29 protein-coding genes are annotated in these 24,655 nt (G+C 70.7%); 15 read left to right on the top strand and 14 right to left on the bottom strand.

What is annotated here, in order from left to right; genetic code table 11:
* Nucleotides 1-95 precede the first annotated feature (95 nt).
* From guaB to OHA89_RS15690, 3 genes are all read right to left on the bottom strand, one after another.
* A complete protein-coding gene (guaB, locus tag OHA89_RS15680) occupies nt 96-1,595 on the bottom strand; it encodes an IMP dehydrogenase (protein WP_266608106.1) in 1,500 nt (499 codons plus the stop codon).
* 126 nt (nt 1,596-1,721) lie between these two features.
* Entirely contained in the window at nt 1,722-2,351 is a 630-nt protein-coding gene (locus OHA89_RS15685; RefSeq protein WP_030389108.1) for a sigma-70 family RNA polymerase sigma factor, read from the bottom strand.
* Between the two features lie 288 nt (nt 2,352-2,639).
* Nucleotides 2,640-3,251 carry a response regulator transcription factor gene (locus tag OHA89_RS15690; RefSeq protein ID WP_003948568.1) on the bottom strand — a complete coding sequence of 204 codons (612 nt, stop codon included), beginning with the start codon at nt 3,249-3,251 and terminating at the stop codon, nt 2,640-2,642.
* Between the two features lie 389 nt (nt 3,252-3,640).
* Between OHA89_RS15690 and OHA89_RS15695 the strand changes: the two genes are divergently transcribed.
* The gene (locus tag OHA89_RS15695; protein ID WP_069921560.1) at nt 3,641-3,967 is read left to right on the top strand and encodes a WhiB family transcriptional regulator; all 327 of its coding nucleotides are present in this window, start codon (nt 3,641-3,643) and stop codon (nt 3,965-3,967) included.
* Nucleotides 3,968-4,103: 136 nt separating this feature from the next.
* Here OHA89_RS15695 and OHA89_RS15700 read toward each other — a convergent pair whose 3' ends face one another.
* Entirely contained in the window at nt 4,104-5,003 is a 900-nt protein-coding gene (locus OHA89_RS15700) for a LysR family transcriptional regulator (protein WP_406366432.1), read from the bottom strand.
* 88 nt (nt 5,004-5,091) lie between these two features.
* On the opposite strand from OHA89_RS15700, the gene OHA89_RS15705 reads away from it, so the two are divergent.
* The 3 genes from OHA89_RS15705 (at nt 5,092) to OHA89_RS15715 (ending at nt 7,350) form a co-directional block, all read left to right on the top strand.
* Nucleotides 5,092-5,778: an MOSC domain-containing protein gene (locus tag OHA89_RS15705; protein WP_266612273.1), complete on the top strand. Its 687-nt coding sequence runs from the start codon at nt 5,092-5,094 to the stop codon at nt 5,776-5,778.
* Nucleotides 5,779-5,809: 31 nt separating this feature from the next.
* Entirely contained in the window at nt 5,810-6,583 is a 774-nt protein-coding gene (locus tag OHA89_RS15710; RefSeq protein ID WP_266608113.1) for an SDR family oxidoreductase, read from the top strand.
* A 74-nt stretch (nt 6,584-6,657) separates the two neighbouring features.
* Entirely contained in the window at nt 6,658-7,350 is a 693-nt protein-coding gene (locus OHA89_RS15715) for an ester cyclase (RefSeq protein ID WP_266608115.1), read from the top strand.
* 107 nt (nt 7,351-7,457) lie between these two features.
* Here the strand turns inward: OHA89_RS15715 and groL are convergent, their stop codons facing one another.
* Nucleotides 7,458-9,086: a chaperonin GroEL gene (gene groL, locus OHA89_RS15720; protein WP_215143922.1), complete on the bottom strand. Its 1,629-nt coding sequence runs from the start codon at nt 9,084-9,086 to the stop codon at nt 7,458-7,460.
* Between the two features lie 133 nt (nt 9,087-9,219).
* Nucleotides 9,220-9,528 carry a co-chaperone GroES gene (gene groES / locus OHA89_RS15725; RefSeq protein WP_008739621.1) on the bottom strand — a complete coding sequence of 103 codons (309 nt, stop codon included), beginning with the start codon at nt 9,526-9,528 and terminating at the stop codon, nt 9,220-9,222.
* A gap of 257 nt (nt 9,529-9,785) precedes the next feature.
* On the opposite strand from groES, the gene OHA89_RS15730 reads away from it, so the two are divergent.
* The 6 genes from OHA89_RS15730 to OHA89_RS15755 all read left to right on the top strand — a co-directional run bounded on the left by OHA89_RS15730 (nt 9,786) and on the right by OHA89_RS15755 (nt 15,501).
* Entirely contained in the window at nt 9,786-10,262 is a 477-nt protein-coding gene (locus OHA89_RS15730; protein ID WP_266608118.1) for a hypothetical protein, read from the top strand.
* 57 nt (nt 10,263-10,319) lie between these two features.
* Nucleotides 10,320-10,712 carry a hypothetical protein gene (locus tag OHA89_RS15735; protein WP_406366434.1) on the top strand — a complete coding sequence of 131 codons (393 nt, stop codon included), beginning with the start codon at nt 10,320-10,322 and terminating at the stop codon, nt 10,710-10,712.
* Nucleotides 10,713-10,760: 48 nt separating this feature from the next.
* Nucleotides 10,761-11,441, top strand: a complete 681-nt coding sequence (locus OHA89_RS15740; protein WP_266608122.1) for a response regulator transcription factor — start codon at nt 10,761-10,763, stop codon at nt 11,439-11,441.
* Nucleotides 11,442-11,463: 22 nt separating this feature from the next.
* Nucleotides 11,464-12,855, top strand: a complete 1,392-nt coding sequence (locus OHA89_RS15745) for a cell wall metabolism sensor histidine kinase WalK (protein ID WP_266608124.1) — start codon at nt 11,464-11,466, stop codon at nt 12,853-12,855.
* 64 nt (nt 12,856-12,919) lie between these two features.
* The gene (locus OHA89_RS15750) at nt 12,920-14,116 is read left to right on the top strand and encodes an LCP family protein (protein WP_406366435.1); all 1,197 of its coding nucleotides are present in this window, start codon (nt 12,920-12,922) and stop codon (nt 14,114-14,116) included.
* Nucleotides 14,104-15,501, top strand: coding sequence for an FtsW/RodA/SpoVE family cell cycle protein (locus tag OHA89_RS15755; protein ID WP_266608128.1), 1,398 nt, complete (start codon nt 14,104-14,106; stop codon nt 15,499-15,501). The genes OHA89_RS15750 and OHA89_RS15755 overlap by 13 nt, the downstream gene beginning before the upstream one ends.
* 225 nt (nt 15,502-15,726) lie before the next feature.
* Here OHA89_RS15755 and OHA89_RS15760 read toward each other — a convergent pair whose 3' ends face one another.
* Nucleotides 15,727-16,485 (bottom strand): GntR family transcriptional regulator, encoded by a 759-nt coding sequence (locus OHA89_RS15760; protein WP_406366436.1) that lies wholly within the window; start codon nt 16,483-16,485, stop codon nt 15,727-15,729.
* Nucleotides 16,486-16,684: 199 nt separating this feature from the next.
* Between OHA89_RS15760 and OHA89_RS15765 the strand changes: the two genes are divergently transcribed.
* Both OHA89_RS15765 and OHA89_RS15770 read left to right on the top strand, forming a co-directional pair.
* Nucleotides 16,685-16,849 (top strand): hypothetical protein, encoded by a 165-nt coding sequence (locus OHA89_RS15765; protein WP_406366437.1) that lies wholly within the window; start codon nt 16,685-16,687, stop codon nt 16,847-16,849.
* On the top strand, nt 16,842-17,078 hold the full coding sequence (locus OHA89_RS15770) for a hypothetical protein (RefSeq protein ID WP_406366438.1): 237 nt from the start codon (nt 16,842-16,844) through the stop codon (nt 17,076-17,078). Before OHA89_RS15765 ends, OHA89_RS15770 begins: the two co-directional genes overlap by 8 nt.
* On the opposite strand, the gene OHA89_RS15775 is transcribed toward OHA89_RS15770, so the two are convergent.
* The gene (locus OHA89_RS15775; RefSeq protein WP_406366439.1) at nt 17,075-17,686 is read right to left on the bottom strand and encodes a DUF2867 domain-containing protein; all 612 of its coding nucleotides are present in this window, start codon (nt 17,684-17,686) and stop codon (nt 17,075-17,077) included. The two genes, OHA89_RS15770 and OHA89_RS15775, sit on opposite strands and share 4 nt — an antisense overlap.
* Nucleotides 17,687-17,783: 97 nt before the next feature.
* Here OHA89_RS15775 and OHA89_RS15780 point away from each other — a divergent pair, with 97 nt between their 5' ends.
* Nucleotides 17,784-18,344, top strand: coding sequence for a TetR/AcrR family transcriptional regulator (locus OHA89_RS15780; RefSeq protein ID WP_266608136.1), 561 nt, complete (start codon nt 17,784-17,786; stop codon nt 18,342-18,344).
* A 53-nt stretch (nt 18,345-18,397) separates the two neighbouring features.
* On the opposite strand, the gene OHA89_RS15785 is transcribed toward OHA89_RS15780, so the two are convergent.
* Nucleotides 18,398-19,297 (bottom strand): polysaccharide deacetylase family protein, encoded by a 900-nt coding sequence (locus OHA89_RS15785; RefSeq protein ID WP_251064599.1) that lies wholly within the window; start codon nt 19,295-19,297, stop codon nt 18,398-18,400.
* The gene (locus tag OHA89_RS15790; RefSeq protein WP_406366440.1) at nt 19,297-20,256 is read right to left on the bottom strand and encodes a polysaccharide deacetylase family protein; all 960 of its coding nucleotides are present in this window, start codon (nt 20,254-20,256) and stop codon (nt 19,297-19,299) included. The genes OHA89_RS15785 and OHA89_RS15790 overlap by 1 nt, the downstream gene beginning before the upstream one ends.
* 116 nt (nt 20,257-20,372) lie before the next feature.
* Here OHA89_RS15790 and OHA89_RS15795 point away from each other — a divergent pair, with 116 nt between their 5' ends.
* Both OHA89_RS15795 and OHA89_RS15800 read left to right on the top strand, forming a co-directional pair.
* A complete protein-coding gene (locus tag OHA89_RS15795; RefSeq protein WP_266608139.1) occupies nt 20,373-21,599 on the top strand; it encodes a THUMP-like domain-containing protein in 1,227 nt (408 codons plus the stop codon).
* 77 nt (nt 21,600-21,676) lie between these two features.
* Nucleotides 21,677-22,090 (top strand): VOC family protein, encoded by a 414-nt coding sequence (locus tag OHA89_RS15800; protein WP_406366441.1) that lies wholly within the window; start codon nt 21,677-21,679, stop codon nt 22,088-22,090.
* Nucleotides 22,091-22,099: 9 nt separating this feature from the next.
* On the opposite strand, the gene OHA89_RS15805 is transcribed toward OHA89_RS15800, so the two are convergent.
* From OHA89_RS15805 to rimI, 4 genes are read right to left on the bottom strand one after another with little or no spacing between them, the layout of a single operon-like run.
* On the bottom strand, nt 22,100-22,711 hold the full coding sequence (locus OHA89_RS15805; protein ID WP_257554774.1) for a hypothetical protein: 612 nt from the start codon (nt 22,709-22,711) through the stop codon (nt 22,100-22,102).
* A gap of 44 nt (nt 22,712-22,755) precedes the next feature.
* Complete coding sequence (locus tag OHA89_RS15810) at nt 22,756-23,022, bottom strand: hypothetical protein (protein ID WP_406366442.1); 267 nt, start codon at nt 23,020-23,022, stop codon at nt 22,756-22,758.
* On the bottom strand, nt 23,019-24,182 hold the full coding sequence (gene tsaD, locus OHA89_RS15815; protein WP_266608145.1) for a tRNA (adenosine(37)-N6)-threonylcarbamoyltransferase complex transferase subunit TsaD: 1,164 nt from the start codon (nt 24,180-24,182) through the stop codon (nt 23,019-23,021). Before tsaD ends, OHA89_RS15810 begins: the two co-directional genes overlap by 4 nt.
* Nucleotides 24,175-24,654 (bottom strand): ribosomal protein S18-alanine N-acetyltransferase, encoded by a 480-nt coding sequence (gene rimI, locus OHA89_RS15820; RefSeq protein ID WP_215144085.1) that lies wholly within the window; start codon nt 24,652-24,654, stop codon nt 24,175-24,177. The genes tsaD and rimI overlap by 8 nt, the downstream gene beginning before the upstream one ends.
* Between the last annotated feature and the right edge of the window lies 1 nt (nt 24,655).

Consider the following 24,655-nt stretch of genomic DNA (forward strand, 5'->3'; position numbering starts at 1 on the left):
GTGACCGCTGTACGGACGACTGCGGCATTTCACGAGGGGCGGGCACGGCGAAGGGGCGGACCCGGACGGGCCCGCCCCTCACGCGGTCATTCTGTTCAGCCCTTGCGGCTGTAGTTCGGTGCTTCCACCGTCATCTGGATGTCGTGCGGGTGGCTCTCCTTGAGGCCCGCCGAGGTGATCCGGACGAAGCGGCCCCGGTCCTGCAGCTCGGGGACGGTGCGGCCGCCGACGTAGAACATCGACTGGCGCAGGCCGCCGACGAGCTGGTGCACGACCGCGGAGAGCGGGCCGCGGTAGGGCACCTGGCCCTCGATGCCCTCGGGGATGAGCTTGTCGTCGCCGCCCACGCCCTCCTGGAAGTAGCGGTCCTTGGAGAAGGAGCGCTGGTCGCCGCGGGACTGCATCGCGCCGAGCGAGCCCATGCCGCGGTACGACTTGAACTGCTTGCCGTTGATGAAGAGCAGCTCGCCCGGGGACTCCTCGCAGCCCGCGAGCAGCGAGCCGAGCATCACCGTGTCGGCGCCCGCGACCAGGGCCTTCGCGATGTCGCCGGAGTACTGCAGGCCGCCGTCGCCGATGACCGGGACGCCCGCGGCCTTGGCGGCCAGCGAGGCCTCGTAGATCGCGGTGACCTGCGGGACGCCGATGCCGGCGACGACGCGGGTGGTGCAGATGGAGCCGGGGCCGACGCCGACCTTGATGCCGTCGCAGCCGGCGTCGATCAGCGCCTGGGCGCCGTCGCGGGTGGCGACGTTGCCGCCGATGACGTCGACGGAGGAGTTCGACTTGATCTTGGCGACCATGTCGCCGACCAGGCGGGAGTGGCCGTGGGCGGTGTCGACGACGATGAAGTCGGCGCCCGCCTCGATCAGCGCCTGGGCGCGGTCGTACGCGTCACCGGCGACGCCGACGGCCGCGCCGACGAGCAGCCGGCCGCCCTTGTCCTTGGCGGCGTTCGGGTACTTCTCGGCCTTGACGAAGTCCTTGACCGTGATGAGGCCCTTGAGGATGCCCGCGTCGTCGACCAGCGGAAGCTTCTCGATCTTGTGGCGGCGCAGCAGCTCCATGGCGTCGACGCCGGAGATGCCGACCTTGCCCGTGACCAGCGGCATCGGGGTCATGACCTCGCGCACCTGGCGGGTGCGGTCCGACTCGAAGGCCATGTCGCGGTTGGTGACGATGCCGAGCAGCTTGCCCGCCGGGTCGGTGACCGGGACGCCGGAGATGCGGAACTTCGCGCACAGCTCGTCGGCCTCGCGCAGCGTCGCGTCCGGGTGCACGGTGATCGGGTCGGTGACCATGCCGGACTCGGAGCGCTTGACCAGGTCGACCTGGTTGGCCTGGTCGGCGATGGAGAGGTTGCGGTGCAGTACGCCGACGCCGCCCTGGCGGGCCATCGCGATGGCCATGCGGGCCTCGGTGACCTTGTCCATGGCGGCGGACAGCAGCGGAACGTTCACCCGGACGTTGCGCGAGATGAGGGAAGAGGTGTCGATCGCATCAGGCGACATGTCCGACGCGCCCGGCAGCAGCAGCACGTCGTCGTAGGTCAGTCCGAGCGTGGCGAATTTGTCGGGCACTCCGTCGGCAGTCATGACACCTTCCCAAATGGTCTTGCTCAGCGCGGATGTCCATGCTAACGGGATCCCGAAGCGTCTCATTCCACGAGCAAGGCCTATCGAAAGTTTCGTCGCTTCCTACGACGAGCCGTCCGGCCGTTCCTACTGCTCGGCCAGCGCGCGCAGCCTGCTGAGGGCACGGTGCTGGGCCACCCGCACCGCCCCGGGGGACATCCCGAGCATCTGCCCGGTCTCCTCCGCGGTCAGCCCGACGGCCACCCGCAGGACGAGGAGCTCGCGCTGGTTCTCCGGCAGATTGGCCAGGAGTTTCTTGGCCCAGGCCGCGTCGCTGCTCAGCAGCGCCCGCTCCTCAGGACCAAGCGAGTCGTCGGGCCGTTCCGGCATCTCGTCGGACGGGACGGCCGTGCTGCCCGGGTGCCTCATGGCGGCCCGCTGCAGGTCGGCGACCTTGTGCGCGGCGATGGCGAAGACGAAGGCCTCGAAGGGCCGCCCGGTGTCCCGGTAGCGCGGCAGGGCCATCAGGACGGCGACGCAGACTTCCTGCGCCAGGTCCTCCACGAAGTGGCGAGCATCACCCGGGAGCCGCGAGAGCCGGGTGCGGCAGTAGCGGATCGCGAGCGGGTGAACGAAGGCGAGCAAGTCGTGCGTGGCCTGCTCGTCGCCCTCCACCGCCCTGCGTACGAGCGCGCTGACGCCCCCGGCACTGCCGCCTTTGGCGGCGCCGGTCGGGCCTGTGGCCGCGGGTGACCCCAGGGCCTCGTCGTCGCGCATCAATCCATGGTGCCTTGACGCCGGAGGTTCCGTGGCACCACGGCCGGTTTCGTGCATCGAAGCGTTATGAGCGGGTGCCCCGGAACTCATGGTCTGCACCCTCCCCTCCCGCTCGGCCGAATGATCCCCAAGGACGGGGACCCCACATTTCCAAGAATGCGGCACACCCTCAAGGATGCGGCATCGCGCACGAAGCGACACGTCCCCCGGATTGTGCCCCGCCAATCCCCGGGTGCGCACCGGGTACGACGGGGCTCACGGTCGTCGGACCGGGCCGTGACCCGTGGGTCAGCGGACCAGGCCCCAGCGGAAGCCGAGCGCCACGGCGTGCGCCCGGTCCGAGGCACCGAGCTTCTTGAACAGCCTGCGGGCGTGCGTCTTGACCGTGTCCTCGGAGAGGAAGAGCTCGCGCCCGATCTCCGCGTTGGACCGGCCGTGGCTCATGCCCTCCAGCACCTGGATCTCGCGCGCGGTGAGCGTGGGCGCGGCGCCCATCTCGGCCGAGCGGAGCCGGCGCGGGGCCAGTCGCCAGGTCGGGTCGGCGAGGGCCTGGGTGACCGTGGCCCGCAGTTCGGCGCGCGAGGCGTCCTTGTGCAGGTAGCCCCGGGCGCCGGCGGCGACCGCGAGGGCCACGCCGTCCAGGTCCTCGGCGACCGTCAGCATGATGATGCGGGCGCCGGGGTCGGCCGAGAGCAGCCGGCGAACCGTCTCCACACCGCCGAGCCCGGGCATCCGTACATCCATCAGAATCAGGTCGGAGCGGTCGGCACCCCAGCGGCGGAGGACTTCCTCGCCGTTGGCAGCCGTCGTCACACGCTCGACGCCGGGCACGGTGGCAACCGCGCGACGGAGCGCCTCTCGGGCAAGCGGGGAGTCGTCGCAGACGAGGACGGATGTCATGACCGCCCTCCGCAGCTGCTGATGCGCGTCACCTTGAGCCTCCAGGCTGGTACGTATCGTCACCTGAGCGGTCGATGCTCCCGGACACCTGTCCGAGAACTTCTTGGTTCAACCGCCTTCGCACTCACAACGATGGTCACTCGAAAGAGTTACGGGTCGGACGGACACCTTCGGCACTCTACGTGAGGAAGCGAACACGACACGGGCGCCACAAGCCAACTGTCCTCCATCTGGAGCTATGCCCTATTTGGCGGCTTTCCTTCCGTTTGGCACGTGTCTGAGGCTAGATTCCCAATGAGTCATATTTACATCTACTACGACAGTAGGTGTGGAGACCCTTGGAGACATGGACCGTATCCGCCTCAGTACCGGCACCAAGAGGACTACCAATGGCAGATTTCTCCCGGCTCCCCGGACCGAACGCCGACCTCTGGGACTGGCAGCTGCTCGCTGCCTGCCGCGGGGTCGACAGCTCCCTCTTCTTCCACCCGGAAGGCGAGCGGGGCGCGGCCAGGAGTGCGCGCGAGGCCTCGGCTAAAGAGGTCTGCATGCGATGCCCGGTCCGCGCGGAATGTGCCGCGCACGCGCTCGCCGTCCGCGAGCCCTACGGAGTGTGGGGAGGTCTGACGGAGGACGAGCGCGAGGAACTGATGGGTCGCGCCCGCCACCGTCTGATCCCCGCGTCCAGTGCGATCGGACCGATCACGCCACACTGATCCGGAGCACAAACGTCCGAAGGAACGTTCCTGCGATATCTGGGAGTTCTCCGACCCGCCGCCACCGCCCGGGCGTGTCGCAGTCCGGAGCGAAACGTCACGCGTTCGGCCGTACGTCCCGCCAGGAAACGTACGGTCAGCGCGTGGCGGCCCGCTCCAGCTGGGCCAGGGTCGCGGCCACGGCCGGCACCCGGGCCAGGTCGGGCAGGGTCAGCGCCACGACCTCGCGCTCGACGGCCGGATCCACGGCCACCGTGCTGACGCCCTTGGCGCGTACGGACTCCACCGCGAGCTGCGGCAGGACCGCGACGCCCAGCCCCGCCCCCACCAGGCCGACGACCGCCGGGTAGTCGTCGGTCGCGAAGTCGATCCGCGGGGTGAAGCCCACGCCCTCGCACACCTCCACCAGATGGCGGCGGCAGCGCGGACAGCCCGCGATCCACGGCTCGTCGGCCAGCTCCGCCATGCCCACGCGCTCGGCCCCGGCCAGCCGGTGGCCTTCGGGGACCAGCCCGACGAGCCGGTCGGTCAGCAGCGGGCGCACCACCAAGTCCTCCCACTCCGCGGCGGATCCGGCCGCACCGCCGTAGCGGAAGGCCAGCGCCAGGTCGCACTCCCCCTCGCGCAGCATCTCCACCGAGCGCGGCGGTTCTGCCTCGACCAGGGAGATGCGGGTCCCCGGGTGCTCGGCGCGCATCGCCGCGAGCGCGGTCGGCACCAGGGTGGAGCTGCCGCTGGGGAAGGACACCAGCCGGACCCGGCCCGCACGCAGCCCGGCGATGGCCGCGACCTCCTCCTCGGCGGCGGTCAGCCCGGCCAGGATCCCCGCGGCGTGCCGGACCAGGGCCTCGCCCGCCTGGGTCAGCCGCATCTCGCGGCCGGTGCGGATGAGCAGCGGGGTGCCGGCCGACTGCTCCAGCGCCTTCATCTGCTGGGAGACGGCGGGCTGGGTGCAGCCGAGCTCGCGGGCGGCGGCGGAAAAGGACCCGGTCCCGGCGACAGCGCGCAGAACCCGGAGATGACGTGCCTCGATCACTCCTCGAGCATAAGCCCCGCTTTGACTGTCGCGCGAATACCCCCGTGACGCTTTGGGGTCGCTCCGCTAGTTTGTTTCCATGGGCCCCATGCATCTGATCTCCGTGAACCTCGGCCGCGCCACGGCAGTCGACTACACCGACGCGGAAGGCGGGGTGACCGGCCACGGCAAGCGCCCGGTCCCCGGACCGGTCCGCGTCTTCGCCCCCGGCCTCAAGGCCACCGGCCTGGGCAGCGGCCTCGAGGGCGACGCGGTCTGCGACCGCCGCCACCACGGCGGTGACCACCAGGCCGTCTACGCGTACGCGCGCGAGGACCTGGACCGGTGGGAGACCGAGCTCGGCCGAGAGCTGCCCGGCGGGATGTTCGGCGAGAACTTCACCACCTCCGGCATCGACCTGAACACCGCGCGCCTGGGCGACCGCTGGCGGGTCGGCGCGGACCTGGTCCTCGAAGTGGCCTCGGCCCGCATTCCGTGCCGGACCTTCCAGGGGGCCGTCGGCGAGAGCGCCTGGGTCAAGCGGTTCACCCAGGAGGCACGGCCGGGCGCGTACCTGCGGGTGATCGAGGAGGGCTCGGTCTCCCCGGGCGACACCATCGAGATCATCCACCGTCCGGACCACGACGTGACGGTGCAGCTGTGGTTCCGCGCCTTCACCACCGAGCGCGCCCTGCTGCCGCGCACCCTGGCGGCGGGCACGGCGATGGAGCCCGAGGCCCATGAGCGGGTGCGCCAGTACGTGGAGAAGTACGGGGCCGGGGCCGGGCCGAAGTAACGCGGTCAGCCCGGGCGGCTAGGTTGCGCCTATGACGATTGCGTTGATTACGGGATCCACGGCGGGCATCGGCGCCGCCTTCGCCCGGCGGCTCGCCGCCCAGGGCCACAACCTGGTGCTGGTGGCGCGTGACACCAAGCGGCTCGGCGAGCAGGCCACCGAGCTGCACGACCGGCACGGCATCGAGGCCGAGGTACTGGCCGCCGACCTCTCCACCGAGGAGGGCATCGCGGCGGTCGAGCGGCGCCTCGGCGACCGCACGCACCCGGTGGACCTGCTGGTCAACAACGCGGGTTTCGGCAACAAGGGCCGCTACCTCGAGGTCTCCATGGCCGACGAGCTCACCATGCTGAAGGTGCACATCGAGGCGGTGCTGCGGCTGACCTCGGCGGCCACGGAGTCGATGCGCTCGCGCGGGCGCGGCGGCGTGATCAACGTGGCCTCGGTGGCCGCTTTCGTACCGCGCGGCACCTACGGGGCGAGCAAGGCCTGGGTCGTGCAGTTCACCCAGGGCGCGGCGCGGGACCTGGCGGGGTCCGGGGTACGGCTGATGGCGCTGTGCCCCGGCTTCGTACGGACGGAGTTCCACGAGCGGGCCGGCATGGGCACGGACAACATCCCCGGCTGGATGTGGCTCGACGCGGACAAGCTGGTGGCCGCGGCCCTGGCGGACCTGGCGCGGGGCAAGACGGTGTCGATCCCGGATCCGCGGTACAAGGCGCTGATGGGCGTCGTGAAGCTGACGCCGCGCGGGCTGCTGGGCGGGGTGTCGTCCCGTACGGGCCGCAAGTACGGGCCGCAGTAACTCGCCGGTAAACCAGCTGAATGGGCGAAATCTACCTAAACTGGACGTGTCCAACCTCCAGCCCGGGAGACGCCATGACATTCGTACAGATAATCGATTACAAGACCAGTCGGCAGGACGACCTCAATCAGCTGCTGGACCGGTACGTCTCGCAGAGCCAGGGCAAGCGCACGGTCACCCACAGCATCATGGGCAAGGACCGCGAGAACGAGAACCACTACGTGGAACTGGTCGAATTCCCCTCGTACGAAGACGCCATGAAGAACTCTCATCTTCCGGAGACGGACAAGATGTTCCAGGAGATGGTGGCCCTCTGCGACGGGATGCCCAGCTTCACCAACCTGGACGTGGTCCGCGACGAGCACCTCAACAAGCTCATGGTGGACAAGATGTTCGACGAGATCGCCATGAAGGGGAATCTCGGCGTCATCGACGAGATCTTCGCGTCTGGCTACATCGACCACGACACGATGAAGGACGAGGAGAGCGTCACCGGCCGCGACGTCATCCGGCAGGACGTCACGATGTGGCGCAACGCGTTCGACTTCACCTTCGACACGAAGGCGCAGCTGGCCGAGGGCGACTACGTCACCACGGTGTGGACCTGGACGGGCACGCACAAGGGCGAGTTCATGGGCATCGCGCCGACCGGCAAGCGCTGCACCATGACCGGCACCACGACCTTCCGATGTCAGGACGGAATGATCGCGGAGGGCTGGTGGCACATGGACGCCATGGGCCTGATGCGCCAACTGGGCGCCCTGTAGCCCCCGCACACGAGCCCTCGCCCACGGGCCCTCACGGACAAGCCCTCACACACGGGAAGGCCCCGTTCCGCAGATGCGGAACGGGGCCTTCTCAGCGCGGTGCTCGATCAGTGGCTGTGGCCGTGACCGTGGCCGTGGCCCGCGTCGCCCTCTTCCTCGGCCGGCTTCTCGACGACCAGGGTCTCGGTCGTGAGCAGCAGGGAGGCGATGGAAGCGGCGTTCTCCAGCGCGGAGCGGGTGACCTTCACCGGGTCGATGACGCCGGCCTTGACCAGGTCGCCGTACTCGCCGGTGGCGGCGTTGAAGCCCTGGCCCTTGTCGAGCTCGGCGACCTTCGCGGTGATGACGTAACCCTCGAGGCCGGCGTTCTCGGCGATCCAGCGCAGCGGCTCGACGGCGGCGCGGCGCACGACCGCGACACCGGTGGCCTCGTCACCGGTCAGGCCGAGGTTGCCCTCGAGGACCTTGACGGCGTGGACGAGCGCGGAGCCACCGCCGGAGACGATGCCCTCCTCGACCGCGGCGCGGGTCGCCGAGATGGCGTCCTCGAGACGGTGCTTCTTCTCCTTGAGCTCCACCTCGGTGGCGGCGCCGACCTTGATGACGCAGACGCCGCCGGCGAGCTTCGCCAGGCGCTCCTGCAGCTTCTCGCGGTCCCAGTCCGAGTCGGTGGACTCGATCTCGGCCTTGATCTGGTTGACGCGGCCGACGACGTCCTCGTGGCTGCCGCCACCGTCGACGATGGTCGTGTCGTCCTTGGAGATCGTGACGCGGCGGGCGGAGCCCAGTACGTCCAGACCGGCCTGGTCGAGCTTGAGGCCGACCTCCTCGGCGATGACGGTGGCACCGGTGAGGGTGGCCATGTCCTGCAGCATCGCCTTGCGACGGTCGCCGAAGCCCGGGGCCTTGACGGCGACCGCGTTGAAGGTGCCGCGGATCTTGTTGACGACGAGGGTGGAGAGCGCCTCGCCCTCGACGTCCTCGGCGATGATCAGCAGCGGCTTCGAGGCGCCGGCCTGGATGACCTTCTCGAGCAGCGGCAGGAGGTCCTGGATGGAGGAGATCTTGCCCTGGTTGATCAGGATGTACGGGTCGTCGAGGACGGCCTCCATACGCTCCTGGTCGGAGACCATGTACGGGGAGAGGTAGCCCTTGTCGAAGGCCATGCCCTCGGTGAACTCCAGCTCCAGGCCGAAGGCGTTGGACTCCTCGACGGTGATGACACCGTCCTTGCCGACCTTGTCCATCGCCTCGGCGATGAGCTCGCCGACCTGCTGGTCCTGCGCGGAGAGCGCGGCCACGGCGGCGATGTCGGACTTGTCCTCGATCGGGCGGGCGGTCGCGAGGAGCTCCTCGGAGACGGCCTTGACCGCGGCGTCGATGCCCTTCTTCAGGGCGGCCGGGGACGCGCCCGCGGCGACGTTGCGCAGACCCTCGCGGACCAGCGCCTGGGCCAGCACGGTGGCGGTGGTGGTGCCGTCACCCGCGATGTCGTTGGTCTTGGTCGCCACCTCCTTCACGAGCTGCGCGCCCAGGTTCTCGTACGGGTCGTCCAGCTCGACCTCGCGGGCGATGGTGACACCGTCGTTGGTGATGGTGGGGGCGCCGAACTTCTTGTCGATGACGACGTTGCGGCCCTTGGGACCGATCGTCACCTTGACCGTGTCGGCAAGCTTGTTGACGCCGCGCTCGAGGGCGCGACGGGCGTCCTCGTCAAACTTAAGAATCTTCGGCATGGGAGCGGTTCAGCCCTCTCGTTGCGATCCCCGGCCGCTCACCGCGACCGCCTAGAACGAACTACGCCCCTCGCCGCCCGGCATCAGCAGGGGTGACCAGGGGCGTAGCTCAAAGCAAAACTGGAGAAGTGACTTACTTCTCGACGATCGCGAGCACGTCGCGGGCCGAGAGGACGAGGTATTCCTCGCCGTTGTACTTCACTTCGGTGCCGCCGTACTTGGAGTACAGGACGACGTCGCCGACGGTGACGTCCAGCGGGAGACGCTGACCGTCCTCGAAGCGGCCCGGGCCCACGGCAAGGACGACGCCCTCCTGGGGCTTCTCCTTCGCGGTGTCCGGGATGACCAGGCCAGAGGCCGTGGTCTGCTCGGCGTCGAGCGGCTGGACCACAATGCGGTCCTCAAGCGGCTTGATGGCAACCTTGGAGCTGGTGGTCGTCACGATCCGACCTCCCCCTTCGGAGATCCGGGGTTAACTGTCTGAGGTGGCGACCAGGTCGATCCGTCGTCGCGGGTGCCGGATCTGCCTGTCGCTGTGTTGGCACTCACCAGGGGCGAGTGCCAGATGCGACACTATTCCGGCGATTAGCACTCGGTCAAGCGGAGTGCCAATTCCCGCCGACGGGCGTTGCGCGGACCGACCCCCGAAACCCGTAAATCCCGGGCGTACGGGCGTTCGATCTCACTACTCTTCGCGTCATGACCAGGACGAACTCCGGTGTGCGGTGGCGGCACGGCATCCCGATCGCGGTCGGCCTCGCGGCCGGGATCTACATGCTGTCGGGCTCCGTGCCGCGGCTGGTGGCGCAGGTGGCCGGGGTGGAGGGCGCCTTCGTCGCCACGCGGTGCGCGGAGGAGCGGGACTCTGACGGGGACCGGCACTGGATGTGCGAGGGCTCCTTCGCCGCCGGCGACGGATCGTTCACCATCCCCCGGGTCGAGGTCGACACCGCTTTCGACACCCGTCCGGACGGACCGCAGACCGCATTCGTCCTCGGGCCGTCCGCCGGCACGGCCGTGCAGCCCGGCGTCTTCGTCTGGCTGGGGCCCGGGGCCGTGGGGGTGCTCTCCCTCGCCTTTCCCGCGTGGGCCGTCGCAGCGGCCTCCCGGGACGCCCTCGCCCGGCGCCGGAGCCGCGGCTCCTCCCTCGCCGGACAAGCCGGGCAGGCCGGGTAGCGCGGGTAGGTACGGGTACTCAGGCGGGGGCGCCGCCGCGTCGGCACACTGGCCGGCATGGCGACGACACGCGACCGCGAGCCCGTGTACTGGGCCGCCGACCTCATCCTGGCCGTCCTCACGCTCGCTGTCCTCGCCGTGGCCCTGTTCGTCGGATGGGTCTACGTCACCTTCGGCGCGTGGGGCGGGACCGAGGCCTTCCCCGACTCCGTCCCGACCGGCGCGCTGGTCTTCGTCGGCGTCCTGAGTTCGGTCGCCGCCGCCGCGTCCTTCGGCTTCTTCCGGCTGCGCGCCGGCATCGCCGGCACCCTGCACGGCGGAGCCTGCATCCTGCTCATCGGACTCCTCGTGGTCCTGGCGGGGGGACCCGGGGAACCGGTACCTGTCCCCACCCGCCAGGCCCCGAACTGCCACAGCGGCGGCGGCCACACCGACTGCCTGGGCGGCTGAACCGAGGCCGAAGGCAGGGCGCATTGCCTGATATGTGAGGCTTGGGCGGTGCGCATCCTCGTGGTCGAAGACGAAGAAGGCCTCGCCGAGTCCCTGCGGCGCGGCCTGTCCGCCGACGGGCACCTGGTCGAAGTCGCGCACGACGGCCACCGCGGCCTGGACCTCGCCCTCGCCGGCGGCCCGTACGACGTGGTCCTCCTCGACCTGATGCTCCCGGGCATGAGCGGCTACGAGATCTGCACCCGGATGCGCGCCCACGGCGACACCACCCCGGTGTTGATGCTCACCGCCCGGGACGGCGAGTACGACGAGGCCGAGGGCCTGGACTCCGGGGCCGACGACTACCTCACCAAGCCGTTCTCCTTCGTGGTCCTCGCCGCCCGCATCCGGGCGCTGGCCCGCCGCGCCGGCGCCCCCGACCGCACCACCCTCCAGGCCGGCGACCTCCTCCTCGACCCGCAGGGCCGCCGCTGCCGCCGCGGCGACCGCGACATCGAGCTCACCGCCCGCGAACTCGGCGTACTGGCCTGCCTGATGGAGCAGCCCGGACGGGCCGTCGCCAAGCAGGACATCCTCGACGAGGTCTGGGACACCCCGCACGGCATCGACCCGAACATCGTCGAGGTGTACGTCTCCTCGCTGCGCAGGAAGATCGACGCGCCGTTCGGCCGCCGCTCGATCCTCACCGTCCACGGGACCGGCTACCGGATGGCCCCCGACGGTGGCTAGTACGGTCCGCGCACGATCGGCGATGGCCGCCGCCCTCGCGATGGCCGCCGTCCTGGCCACCGGCGGGCTGTGGCTGTACACCCTGCTGCGGGCCAACCTGCTGGACAACACCACCGGCCGCACCGAGCTCGCCGCCCGCAAGGTCGCCGCCCAGGTCGACAGCCGGACCCTGCCGCCCGGCGGCCGGCTGCCCGCGCCCGAACGCGGCGTGGACCTGGTCCTCGTACGGGACGTCCAGGGGCGCACGGTGGCGACCAGCGGGGATCCGGCGGACACCCCGGACCTCGGCGAGCTGCGCCCGGGGCCGGGTGGCGGCTCGCGCGGCGGCGCGGGGGACGGATCGGGGGACAGGTCGGGGGACGGGTCGGGGGACGACTCCCGGTCGGCCGTACTGGCTCCCGAGCGCCCCGGCGCGGAGCGGCGCGTGGCGGTCGCGGTCGAGACGGCCGGTCCGCCGGGGGCGCACGCCCCCTACACCGTGTACGCCGTGACCGTGCTCGGCGACGTGGACGACGCGACCGGGGCGGTCGCGGCCGGACTGCTGGCGGGCGCGCCCCCGTTGATCGGCTTCGCCGCGGCCCTGGCCTGGTGGGTGACCGGGCACGCGCTGCGCCCGGTGACCGCCATCCGCAGCGAACTGGCCGCGGTCACCGCGAGCGAGCTGGACCGGCGGGTTCCGGACCCGGGCGGGGCGGACGAGATCGCGCAGCTGGCCCGGACCGTCAACGACACCCTGGACCGGCTGGAGCGCGCCGACGCCCGGCAGCGGCAGTTCACCGCGGACGCCTCGCACGAGCTGCGCAATCCGCTGGCCGCCGTCCGGTCCCGGCTGGAGGTGGCGCTGGCCATGGACCGCCCCGACCGGGAGTCGGTGGCCGCCGCGCTGGCCGACACCGAACGGCTCCAGCGGATCGCGGCGGACCTGCTCTTGCTGGCCCGCCTCGACGGCGGACCGGGGCCGCGGAGCGAGCCGGTGGACCTGGCGCTGCTCGCCGCGGAGGACGTGGCGCGCCGGGGCGGCCCCCGGGTGGCGCTGCGGCTGGACGCGCGGGCGCCCGTACCGGCCGCCGGAGACCCGGCGCGGCTGGAGCGCGCGCTGGCCAATCTGGTGGACAACGCCCTGCGTTACGCCCGCGCGGAGGTCGTGGTGCGGGCGGCGGCGGACACGGCGGCAGGACGGGGCTGGGCGGTGCTGGAGGTCGCGGACGACGGTCCGGGGATCCCGGAGGCGGACCGGGACCGGGTGTTCGAGCGGTTCGTACGCCTGGACGCGGACCGGGGGCGGGCCAGCGGCGGGACGGGGCTGGGCCTGGCCATCGCCCGGGAGATCGCGCGGGCGCACGGGGGCGACGTACGGGCGCTGCCGGCGCCCGGCGGGGGCGCGCGGCTGGTACTGCGCATCCCGCGCCGATAGGCCATCTCCTCAGGACACTGGCACTCAGGATTCCTTCAGCGCCCCTCCCCCACCATCGACAGGCATGAGCGCGCACCGGAGGAAGACGACTGTCCCAGGCCACCGGCTCTCCCGCCAGCGGCGGCTCGGCCGCACCCTGCTGATCACCGGCTGCGCGCTGGTGGTCATGGCGGGCGGCGGCGCCTGGTACCTGTACCAGGACCTGGCCGCCGGCATCGGCAGCTCCAAGGCCCTGGAAGGCGCCGAGAAGTCGGCGTCCGGCGATGTGAACGTCCTGCTCATGGGCCTGGACAGCCGAAAGGACCAGAACGGCCAGGACCTGCCGGACGACGTCCTCGACAAGCTGCACGCCGGCAGTTCGGACATCGGCGGCTACAACGCGAACACCCTGATCCTGCTCCACGTGCCCGGCGACGGCAGCCAGGCGAAGGCCTTCTCGGTACCGCGCGACGACTTCGTCGAGATAGCGGGCCACGGCAAGGACAAGATCAAGAAGGCGTACGGGCTGGCGAAGGAGAAGAGGCAGGAGCAGCTCGCCGCGCGGGGGGTCAACGACAGCCGGCAGCTGGAGCGCGAGGGCCGGGAGGCGGGGCGCAAGGCGCAGATCGAGACGGTGCGGAACTTCCTGGGGGTCCCGATCGATCACTTCGCCGAGCTGAACCTGGCCGGTTTCTACCACCTCGCCGACGCCCTGGGCGGTGTACCGGTGTGCCTGAACAAGGCGGTGAAGGACAAGTACTCCGGCGCCGACTTCCCGGCGGGCCCGCAGACCCTCGACGGACAGCAGTCGCTGGCCTTCGTACGCCAGCGGCACGGCCTGGACATGGGCGACCTGGACCGGACCAAGCGGCAGCAGGCCTTCCTCGCTGGCGCGACGAAGAAGCTGAATTCGGCCGGGACCTTCACCGACCCGGTGAAGCTGATGAGGCTGATCGACGCCGCGAAACAGGACGTGGTGACGGACGAGGGCTGGGATCTGCTGTCGTTCGTGAAGCAGGCGAAGAACCTGTCCGGCGGGAAGGTCCACTTCACGACGCTTCCCGTCGAGCGCTTCGGAAGGAACCATGGGGAGGACATCAACGTCGTAGATGATATGAAGATAAAGCGCCTCATTGCCGAGCAGATCGGGCCGAAGGCCCCTGCGAGCCCGAGCGCACCGGGCGCCGCGTCCTCCTCACCGTCACCGTCCCCCTCACCCGCCCCCACCCCCGCGTCCACATCCACGCCCACGGACGGCGGCGGCATCCCGTGCGTGGACTGAAACCCCTGACGACGGCGGGCTCGCGCCGCCGCACCGAGGCGATGCTCCTGGTCCTGGTCCTCGTGATCGCCGTCTTCGGCCACGCCGCGGCGGGGCTCGCCATGAACGACGAGCTGCCGCCCAACCTCACCGGCTTCACGATCAGCATGACGCTGCTCTCGCTGGTCGGACACCTGGGCATCCGCCGGTTCGCGGCGTACGCGGACCCGCTGGTCTTCCCGCTCGCCATGCTGCTGACCGGGCTGGGGCTGGTGCTGATCCACCGCCTCGACCAGGGCTACATCGAGCGGTACGGCTCGGACGCGAACGCCCCGGGCCAGCTGATGTGGACGGTGGTCGGCGTCGCCGCCTGCATCGCGGTGGTGGCGCTGCTGCGCGACCACCGGCTGCTGCAGCGGTTCATCTACATCACGATGGCCGTCGCGCTGGTTCTGCTGATCGCACCGGCGTTCTCACCCGCGGACACGTACGGCGCCAAGCGGTGGATCATCCTCTTCGGGTTCTCGCTACAGCCCGGCGAGTTCGTGAAGATCATGATTGCGATCTTCTTCGCCGGCTACCTGGTCATCCACCGCGACTCGCTGGCCCTGACGGGCCGGAAGTTCCTCGGCATGCGGCTGCCCCCGATGCGCCAGCTCGGCCCCATCGTCACGGTGTGGATCGTCTCGATGCTGGTGCTGGTCTTCGAGCGCGACCTGGGTACGTCGCTGATCTTCTTCGGCGTCTTCGTGGTGATGCTCTACGTGGCCACCGAGCGCACCAGCTGGATCGTGTGCGGCCTGTTCATGGCGGCGGCGGGCGCGTTCGTGGTGGGCTCGACGGAACCGCACGTCAAGGCACGTGTGGCGGCCTGGCTCGACCCGCTCTCCGTCTACTGGCCGACCCCGCCCCCGGGCATCACCTCGGACCAGTCGGCGCAGGCCCTGTTCAGCTTCGGCACGGGCGGCATCTCGGGGACCGGGCTCGGCATGGGCAACCCGGAGCTGATCAAGTTCGCGGGCCGCAGCGACTTCATCCTGACCACGGTGGGCGAGGAACTCGGCCTGGCCGGGGTCATGGCGGTCCTGATCCTGTACGCGCTCCTCGTACAGCGGGGGCTCCGGATGGCCCTCGCCGCCCGCGACCCCTTCGGCAAGCTCCTGGCGGTGGGCCTCGCCTCGGCGCTGGCCCTCCAGGTCTTCGTGGTCGCGGGCGGCGTCACGGGCCTGATCCCCCTGACGGGCAAGGCCCTCCCCTTCCTGGCCAAGGGCGGCTCGTCCCTCCTGGCCAACTGGATCATGGTCGCCCTGTTGCTCCGCATCAGCGACAGCGCGGAACGCCAACGCGAGGCGGACGCCCGCGGCCCGGTGGAAACGACGATCACCCCAACGGTGTCGGCGGCGTAGCGCGCGGGCTCCGGGGCGCTTCGCCGGGGCGGGGTCTCCGCCCCCCTCTCACCACACAGCGGGGCGGCGGTTGCCCACCCGCCCCCTCGGCGGCGAGACCGAGGCCGGGCATGTTGCCGATCTGCATCAGGGAGGGTTTGGGGGCCCGTCAGTCTGATCGGACGGCTGGGGGCGATGCCTTCAGGAATCAGCGTCCAGGACAGCGTGCGGTACGCCCACCGCAGGTCAGGCGTCGAAGTCGTACTCCAGCACGTAGGACGCGGAGTCGAGAGTCATCTCGTTCACCTCGACGGCCCGCCCTCCCTGGGCGAATGCGGTGCGGACGATCTGGATGACGGGGGTGCCCATCGAGAGCGAGAGTCGCTCGGCCTCGGCTGTCGAAGGCATGCGGGAGCGGACCTCCTCGCGGAAGTGGACCGGCTCGTGGCCCAGTTCGGCCAGGCGTGCGTACGTCCCGCCAGGGCCGGTGTCGACCTGAGTGATCGCGGATTCACCGACGACGTCCGCCGGCAGGTGGGACGTCGCGAACAGCACCGGCTTGCCATCGAGTACGAAGCGGCGGCCACGCGCCCAGACCGGAGTGCCGGGCGGAACGCCGAGGGCGTCGGCGACTCGGTCGCTCGCCCCTTCTTCACGCACATCGATCTGGTCGACGACGAGTTCGCGGTCTTCGGTATCGGCGGACCAGATGGACCGGCCCGAGCCCCACTGCTCCTGTGCCAACCGCTGGACGCCGCGCCGCCGCAAGGGCCTGAAGGCTCGCACGAAAACGCCGGCACCCTTCCGCGCCTCCGCAAGGCCTTCGTTCTGAAGTACGGCGAGGGCCTGGCGTGCGGTCATCCGGGCGACCTCGTAGGTGGCCATGAGGTCGTTCTCACCCGGCAGGCGGTCGCCCGGACCGTACTCGCCCGACTGGATAGCCGTCCTCAGCGCATCCGCGATCCGCTGGTACTTCGGCTGACGGGCACCGCCCTGGCTGGTCATGAACCGATCACTCCTTCGCCTCTCTAGACACCCTAGAGCCAGAGGTGTGCCCCCGCACGCACCAGCGTTGGGACCTATCCACCAGCGATCGGACAGACATCTCTAGAGATGCCTTGACGGATCGAGCCGGATCGGTTGTAGTGGATACATCTCTAGAGATGCTGCCGTGGAGTGGTCTCACGACTAAGGAGTGATCGCCATGCGTCAGATTCGCTGCACCCGCGAGGTGGTCGTCATCAACACCGAAGACACGCCCCCGGCGGGGCCGAACGTGGCGATAGAACCCACCCCTGATCTGCTCGACCGGGCGCTGGTCGGCTGGGAGCGATTCCTCGGCACGTTTGAGGCAGTGCCCGATGAGTGAGCGCTACGAGTACGTCCCGCATCGACTCCTGCGGCACCGCGTCCGCGACATCGCTTCCGGCACCGAGGGCGAGCTGATGGCCGTGATCAACGAGAACGTCTCGGACTCCGCCTTGCGCGAGCACTGGGTGGAGCTGGCCTACATCCGCGGCGCCTCCGGTCGCGAATTCACCACCGCGGTCGGCAACATCGAGCGTGCCGCCGTCCCGCCGGGTGCGCCTCCGGGCTAAGTCGCGTCAGCGTGTGGTTGCCCCGACCCCGAAGTGCCCTCCCGCCATTCGCGTCCGATTCCTCGGATCAGCGCCGGGTACACGCCCAGGTACCGGAAGGGCTTGATGGCCAGCATGTACGCGGCGCCGAGGAGTCCGTTCGGTTTCACCAGGACGGCCATCTGGCCGTGGTAGCCGCCGGAACCGTCCGGGACCCAGCCGATGTGCATCACCCCGTGCACGGTCCTGTTGCCCATCTCCGCCACCCACTCGTCGTGCGTCTGGTAGACGGAGGTGAACGGAACCGCGTTGAGGTCCGGCCCGCGGGGACCCTCGCGCAGGTCCGCCGGCAGGCGGTCCCGCAGCGTCGCCACCCGGCCGCCGACGCCGGCGCCGGCCTTGTCCAGGCCGAGCAGCGCGCCGAGCTTCCAGCGGAGCGCGAAGAGCATGCGCCCCACGGGGGAGGGGGCGGGATCCCCCTTGCCGGACGCGAACTGGTGCACGAGCCGCTCGAGGTCGTCGGGGCCGCCCGGCGTCGGGAGCGCCCAGACGTCCTCGAGCCGGAAGTCGCCGGCGATCTCGTGGATCCGCCAGGGGCGGGAGGTGTGCGCGGTCTTGGGGAGTCTCATGATCAAGCCCCTATCTATACGATGCCGTATAGAAGAAGGCTAGCACCCGTCTATACGGCACCGTATAGACGGGGGAAGACGTGAGCGGAGACACACCATGGGCACGACCCGCACGCCTCGCGGCAAGTGGATCGAGGAGGGGTTGCGGGCGCTCGCCTCCGGCGGCCCGGAGTCCGTCCGCATCGAGTCGCTGGCGCAGGCGCTCGGCGTCAGCAAAGGCGGCTTCTACGGGTACTTCGGCAACCGGGGCGCGCTCCTCACCGAGATGCTCGACACCTGGGAGCGGGAGGTCACCGAGGAGGTGATCGAGCAGGTCGAGAGCGGTGGCGGAGAGGCCAGGGCCAGGCTGGAGCGACTGTTCGCGATCGCCTCGTCCGGCTCCGGCGGGCCGATGACGGGCGTCGCGGCCGAGCTCGCGATCCGCGACTGGGCCCGGCGCGACGAGGACGTCGCCCAGCGCCTCCGGCGCGTCGACAACCGGCGCATGGACTACCTGCGCTCGCTGTTCGGCGAGATCTGCACCGACGCGGACGAGGTCGAGGTCCGCTGCATGGTCACCTTCTCCGTGCGGATCGGCGAGTACTTCATCGCCGCCGACCACGGCAGCCACAGCCGGGCGGACATGATGGAACTGACCAAGAACTGGCTGCTGCGGTAGCCGTAGGCCCGGTGTCCTGCAGCCAGTCCTACAGGTAGCCCTGCCAGGTAGTCCTACAGGTAGTCCTCGAGGCGCCCTATCCGGTAACCCTGTTCCTGGATGCGCTGCAGCATCCGCGTCGTCATCTGGATCTCCGTCGAGCCCTTGAGCTCCGCGGGGCCGCGGAAGTGGGCCAGGATGATGTCGCCCGGTTTGAGGGCGGAGCCCTCGGCGTACTGGAAGTTGTTGATCTGCATCGAGACCCGCCACAGCACCAGGGACGAGACTCCGCACTCCGAGGCGGCCCGGAGGGTGTCGTCGTTGTAGTTCCCGAAGGGCGGGCGGAAGAGCGGCGGTCGCTGACCGAAGCGCTTCTCCAGGCGTTCCTGCTGGCCGCATATCTCGTGCTTCTGCGCCGCGAAGGGCAGGGTCCGCAGGTTCGGGTGCGTCAGCGTGTGGTTGTTTATCGTGCTCGCCGAGCCGTTGTCGCGGAGCTTCTCGAAGTGCCCGTAGTCCGGCGAGGCCACACTGTCCGTCAGGAACATGCTGATCGGCAGCTTCAGATCAGCGGCCAGCTTCAGGAACTCGGGGTCCTTCTCCGCGCCGTCGTCGAAGGTCAGGAAGACGACCTTGTCCCCGGCCGGTACGGGTATTCGGTCGATCACGGGCACCTTGCCCGGGGCGGCCTTCGGTATCTCCGGCTTCCGGTCGGGCTTCGGCGCGTACTCCAGGGGGCCCGTCAGGCCCCACTTGCGGTACGCCTCGTCCGCGGCCCCGCCCGCCGGCGGCGCAGCGGACGGCGACGCAGCGGCCGACGGCGCGGACGGCGAGGCGGAAGGGCCCGATGTCCCTTGCGTCGCCTTCGCCTTGGGCCCCAGCCGCTCGCCGGTGTCCGCGCCGTCCCCGCACCCCGTCAGGGACAGCGCGAGCGCGCCGGCCGCCAGCGTCCCGGCCACCAACCGGCGCGCATGCATCACAGGTAATCCTCCAGGCGAGCCACGGCGTACCCCTTGTCCGTGACGGTCTTCATGACATGACGGATCATGTCAGGCATCGTGCCCTTCCAGTCCTCCTTGCCCCGGAAATGCGTGAGGATGATGTCACCGGGGTGCAGATCGCGGTCCCACTCGCGGTACTCCGTCCGGTTCGGGAAGGCCTCCGCGTTCCACAGCGGCACCGCCTTGATCCCGCAGGACTTCGCCGCGCGCAGCGTGTCCTGGTTGTAGTTGCCGTACGGCGGCCGGAAGAGGGTCGGACGCTTGCCGAACTGCTTCTGGATCGTGTCCTGCTGGCCGCAGATCTCCTCGCGCTGCTTCTCGTACGACAGGCCGGGCATGTAGCGGTGGTTGAGCGTGTGGTTGTTCAGGGTGACGCCGGCGGCCTGCATCTCCTTGAAGTACGGGTAGTTGTCCTTGACGATGTAGTCGCTGAGGAACGCCGTGTACGGGATCTTCAGCTCCTGCATCATCCGCAGGAACTCGGGGTCCTTCTCGGCGCCGTCGTCGACCGTCAGGAAGACGACCTTGTCCTGCGTGTCGATGGTGGTGAAGACCGGCGGGTACTCCTCCTGGTCCTCCACCTCGAAGCCGTCGCGCGTGGTGAGCTCGGGCTTCACCTTCGGCGCCGCCGGAGCGGCGAGCGGGGTCTTGGCCAGCCGCCACTTCTTCGCCGCCGCGATGCGCACCTGCTGGGCCGCCTTGGCCTTCTCGGCGGCGCTGAGCGCGCCCGCCGCGCCCGCCTCCGCGCCCTTGCCCGCCTTGCCCGCCTTGGCCTTCTCGGCCTTGTCCGGCGCTCCGGACCCCCCGGAACCGCACGCCGTGCCGAGGGCGGCTACCAGCAGGGCGGCCACGGCCACCCCGAACCGGCCGCGCGGACCCGCCGCGTACCGGTGACCCTGTTGCGTCTTATCTTCCTTTTGTCGGACTAGCTGCATAGCTGCGCATCCTGGCACCCGACACGCGGGCTCCCCGGAAGACACCGCGAGCGGAGTCCCACCTTCCACCGACTGGCCCACACCCCGCGCGCCCGTGCGTCGCCGACAATGGACCCGTGACCCCCGAAGACTTCGCCGCCCTCCTCACCCCCGAGGGGCGCGCCCTCCTCGACTCGCTCCGCGACTACGACCCCGGCCAGGAGCTGGCCGTCGCCACCCGGCTGCGCCGCGAGCACCCCGCCGCTCTGGTGTCCGCCGCGCTCGGGCAGGCCCGGCTGCGGCAGCGCGCGGTGGCGAAGTTCGGCGCCGAGGACGCCTTCCGGATGTACTTCACGCCCGGCGGCGGCGAGATGGCCACCCGCGCGTCCGTGGCCACGTACCGCGCCGAGCGCCTCGCCGCTCTCGGCGTACGCAGCCTCGCGGACCTGTGCTGCGGCATCGGCGGGGACGCCCTCGCCCTGGCGCGGCTCGGCATCCGGGTGCTCGCCGTCGACCACGACCCGCTGACCGTCGCCGTCGCCCGGGCCAACGCCGAGGCGCTGGGGCTGGCGGACCTGATCGAGGTCCGCGAGGCGGACGTGACGGACGTGGACGTGTCCGCGTACGACGCCGTCTTCATCGACCCGGCCCGGCGCGGGGGCCGCGGCCGGATCTTCGACCCGGAGTCCTACTCGCCGCCGCTGTCCTGGGCCGTCGAGACGGCCCGTACGGCGAAGTACGCCGCCATCAAGATCGCTCCCGGGATCCCGCACGAGGCGGTCCCGGCCGAGGCCGAGGCCGAGTGGATCTCCGACCAGGGGGACGTCAAGGAGGCCGTGCTCTGGTTCGGGACCTCGCCGGGGACCGTACGCGCCACCCTGCTGCCCGGGCCGCGCGCCCTGCACACCGCCGATCCGCTGCCCGACCCGGAGGCGGGGCCCGTCGGCCGCTGGCTCTACGAGCCCGACGGCGCCGTGATCCGCGCGCACCTCGTGGCCGAAGTCGCCGAACAGCTGGACGGCCGGCTGATCGACCCGACCATCGCGTACATCACCGCCGACGAGCTGCGCGCGACGCCGTACGCGACGGCGTACGAGATCACCGACGTGCTGCCCTTCGGGCTGAAGAAGCTGAAGGCCCTGCTGCGCGAGCGCGGGGTCGGCATCCTGACGGTGAAGAAGCGCGGCTCGGCCATCGAGCCCGAGGAGCTCCGCAGGAAGGTGAAGCCGCAGGGGCCGAACTCGGCGACGGTCTTCCTGACCCGGGTCGCGGGCGCCCCGTCGATGCTGATCGGCGCACCGGCGGCGAAGCCCGTACGGGACCAGGCGGCCCAGGCGGCCCAGGCGGACCCCGCGGATCAGTGAGCCTCGGGGCCACTGTCGGACCCGTGTCCTAGCCTCGGTCTCGAAGGACTCCCCCGACCCCTCGGACGGCAGGCACCATGACCCCGGCACCTCAGAAGATCACCACGTTCCTGATGTTCGAAGGCAGGGCCGAGGAGGCGCTGACCTTCTACACCTCGCTGTTCGAGGACGCCGAGGTCATCGACATCGCCCGCTACGACGCCGCCGGACCCGGCCCGGAGGGCTCGGTGAAGCTCGCCACGTTCACGCTCGCCGGGCAGCAGTTCAAGTGCATCGACAGCTACGTCAAGCACGGGTTCGGCTTCACCCCGTCGGTATCGCTCTTCGTGGAGTGCGAGAGCGCGGCCGAACTCGACCGCCTGTACGGGGCCCTCGCCAAGGGTGGCGGGGAGCTGATGCCGGTGGGCTCGTACGGCTTCAGCGAGAGGTTCGGCTGGGTGAACGACCGCTTCGGCGTCTCCTGGCAGCTGAACCTGGCGGCGCGTGACTAGCGGGAACGACTAGCCGCGGAAGACGCGCACCGCCCAGCGGTAGTGCGCGCCCGCCTTGCCCAGGCCGAGCAGTCCGGTGATCCAGAGGATCATGCCGAGGCCCATGTAGTACGCGAGCTCGCCGTACGCCTCGCGGCCCGGGCGGGCCGACAGGGCGACCCCGAAGGTCAGCCACAGCCCCGCCACGCCCAGCCCGAACGAGGTGAGCAGCCAGGTCAGGCTCCGCCCCGGAGCGCGTACCCGGGCGTCGGCGGCCGGATCCCGGCCCGCCTCCGCCCACGCGCACAGCAGCCCGCGCACCTGGCGGTCCAGGCGGGCCCCCCGGGCGAACCAGAACCCGGCCGGGACCAGCACGCCGACGCCGAGCACCACGAAGACGAAGCCGAGGATGAAGGAGATCGGGTCGCCCTCCTCGAAGGCCATCAGGGCCATGGCGACGAAGGTCCAGCCGAGGGCGAAGACGGCCGCGACGGCCCAGAGCAGCAGCAGCCGCCCGATGCCCAGGCTGCGCCGGCCCAACTCGTGCAGGATGCGCGCACGGTCGGCCCGTACGGCGTTCTCGTCCAGCCAGGCCCGCAGGTGCGCGGGAGGCGGCGGAGGCGGCAGGTCACGGCGAGGCATGCACATGACCATAGCCGCCGGGGCCGGCCCGGAACCCGTCAGCCCTAGCCGACCTCCACCGACTCGAACCGCCAGCGGTGCACCGCCCGCGTGATCAAGTCGGCTGCGGGCTCCGGGAGTTCGGGAAGGTCCACCGACACGCCCTCGGGCGCTTCCCACCAGGTGATGACGAGCACCCGGTCCTGCGGGGCCCGGAACACCTCGCGGCGCACCGGCTCTTGGGCCAGCACCTGCGAACGGGCCCACTCCAGCAGTTCGTTGCCCCGGCCGTCGGTGGCCCGGGCCTCCCACATCAGCGCGACGGTGCTCATGAGTACAGGTTGTCCTTGCTCAGCTCGTGCACGTGGTCATGGTCGTGCGAGTGCCCGTGGCCGTGGTCGTGCCCGTGGCCGTGGCCGTCCGACTGCCCGTGCGCGTGCTCGTGGGCCGTCCCCGGCACGTGCGGGTCCGTCACCGGCAGCGAGGAGTCCGCCGACAGGTCCCAGTCCGAGGGCGCACGGTTCCGCTTGACCATCTCCGCGCCCAGCGCCGCCACCATCGCGCCGTTGTCGGTGCACAGCTTCGGCCGCGGCACCCGCAGGATGATCCCCGCGTCGTCGCACCGCTCCTGCGCCAGCGAGCGCAGCCGCGAGTTGGCCGCCACACCGCCGCCGATCATGAGGTGGTCGACGCCCTCGTCCTTGCACGCCCGGATCGCCTTGCGCGTCAGCACGTCCACCACGGCCTCCTGGAAGGACGCCGCGACATCGCGCACCGGCACCTCCTCGCCCGCGTGCCGCTTCGCCTCGATCCAGCGGGCGACGGCCGTCTTCAGCCCGGAGAAGGAGAAGTCGTACGCCGCGTCGCGCGGCCCCGTCAGCCCGCGCGGGAAGTGGATCGCCTTCGGGTCGCCCTCGCGCGCGAGCCGGTCGATGACCGGACCGCCGGGGAAGCCCAGCTGGAGCACGCGCGCGATCTTGTCGAAGGCCTCGCCGGCCGCGTCGTCGATGGTCGCGCCGAGCGGCCGTACGTCGGAGGTGATGTCGGGGGCCAGCAGCAGCGAGGAGTGCCCGCCGGACACCAGCAGCGCCATGGTCGGCTCCGGCAGCGGCCCGTGTTCCAGCTGGTCCACGCAGATGTGCGAGGCCAGGTGGTTCACGCCGTAGAGCGGCTTGCCCAGCGCGTAGGCGTACGCCTTGGCCGCCGAGGTGCCCACCAGCAGCGCCCCCGCCAGGCCGGGACCCGCCGTGACCGCGATGCCGTCGAGGTCGCGGGCGCTGACCCCGGCCTCCTTCAGGGCGCGCTCGATGGTGGGGACCATCGCCTCCAGGTGGGCGCGCGAGGCCACCTCGGGCACGACCCCGCCGAAGCGGGCGTGCTCGTCGACGCTCGACGCGATCGCGTCCGCGAGCAGGGTGGTGCCGCGGACGATGCCGACGCCGGTCTCGTCGCAGGAGGTCTCGATGCCGAGGACGAGAGGTTCGTCAGCCATTGCTCTCACTGCTCTCAGTTCGTGCTTGTGCGGGGTCGGTCAGTCGCATGACGAGCGCGTCGACGTTGCCGGGCTGGTAGTAGCCCCGCCGGAAGCCGATGGGCTCGAAGCCGAAGCGCTCGTAGAGCTTCTGGGCGCGGGCGTTGTCCACCCGCACTTCCAGCAGCACCTCGGCGCACTCGAAGGCGGTGGCGGCGCGCAGCAGGTCGGTCAGGAGCCGGGCGCCGAGCCCGGTCCCCCACTGGTCGCGGGCGGCCGCGATGGTCTGTACGTCGGCCAGGTCGCCGGCGGCGGCCAGCCCGGCGTAGCCCACCAGCCGGCCCGATCCGTCCTCGGCGACGACGTATCTGCGCGTGGCCTGCGGGCCGCGGGCGTGGGCCAGCTCGGACCAGAACATCCCGGCGGACCAGGCGTCATCGGGGAACAGCTCGTGCTCCAGCTCCAGCACCGGCTCGATGTCCCACCAGCGCATC

The organism is Streptomyces sp. NBC_01546 (assembly GCF_045208355.1).
In the GTDB taxonomy this organism is placed as follows: domain Bacteria; phylum Actinomycetota; class Actinomycetes; order Streptomycetales; family Streptomycetaceae; genus Streptomyces.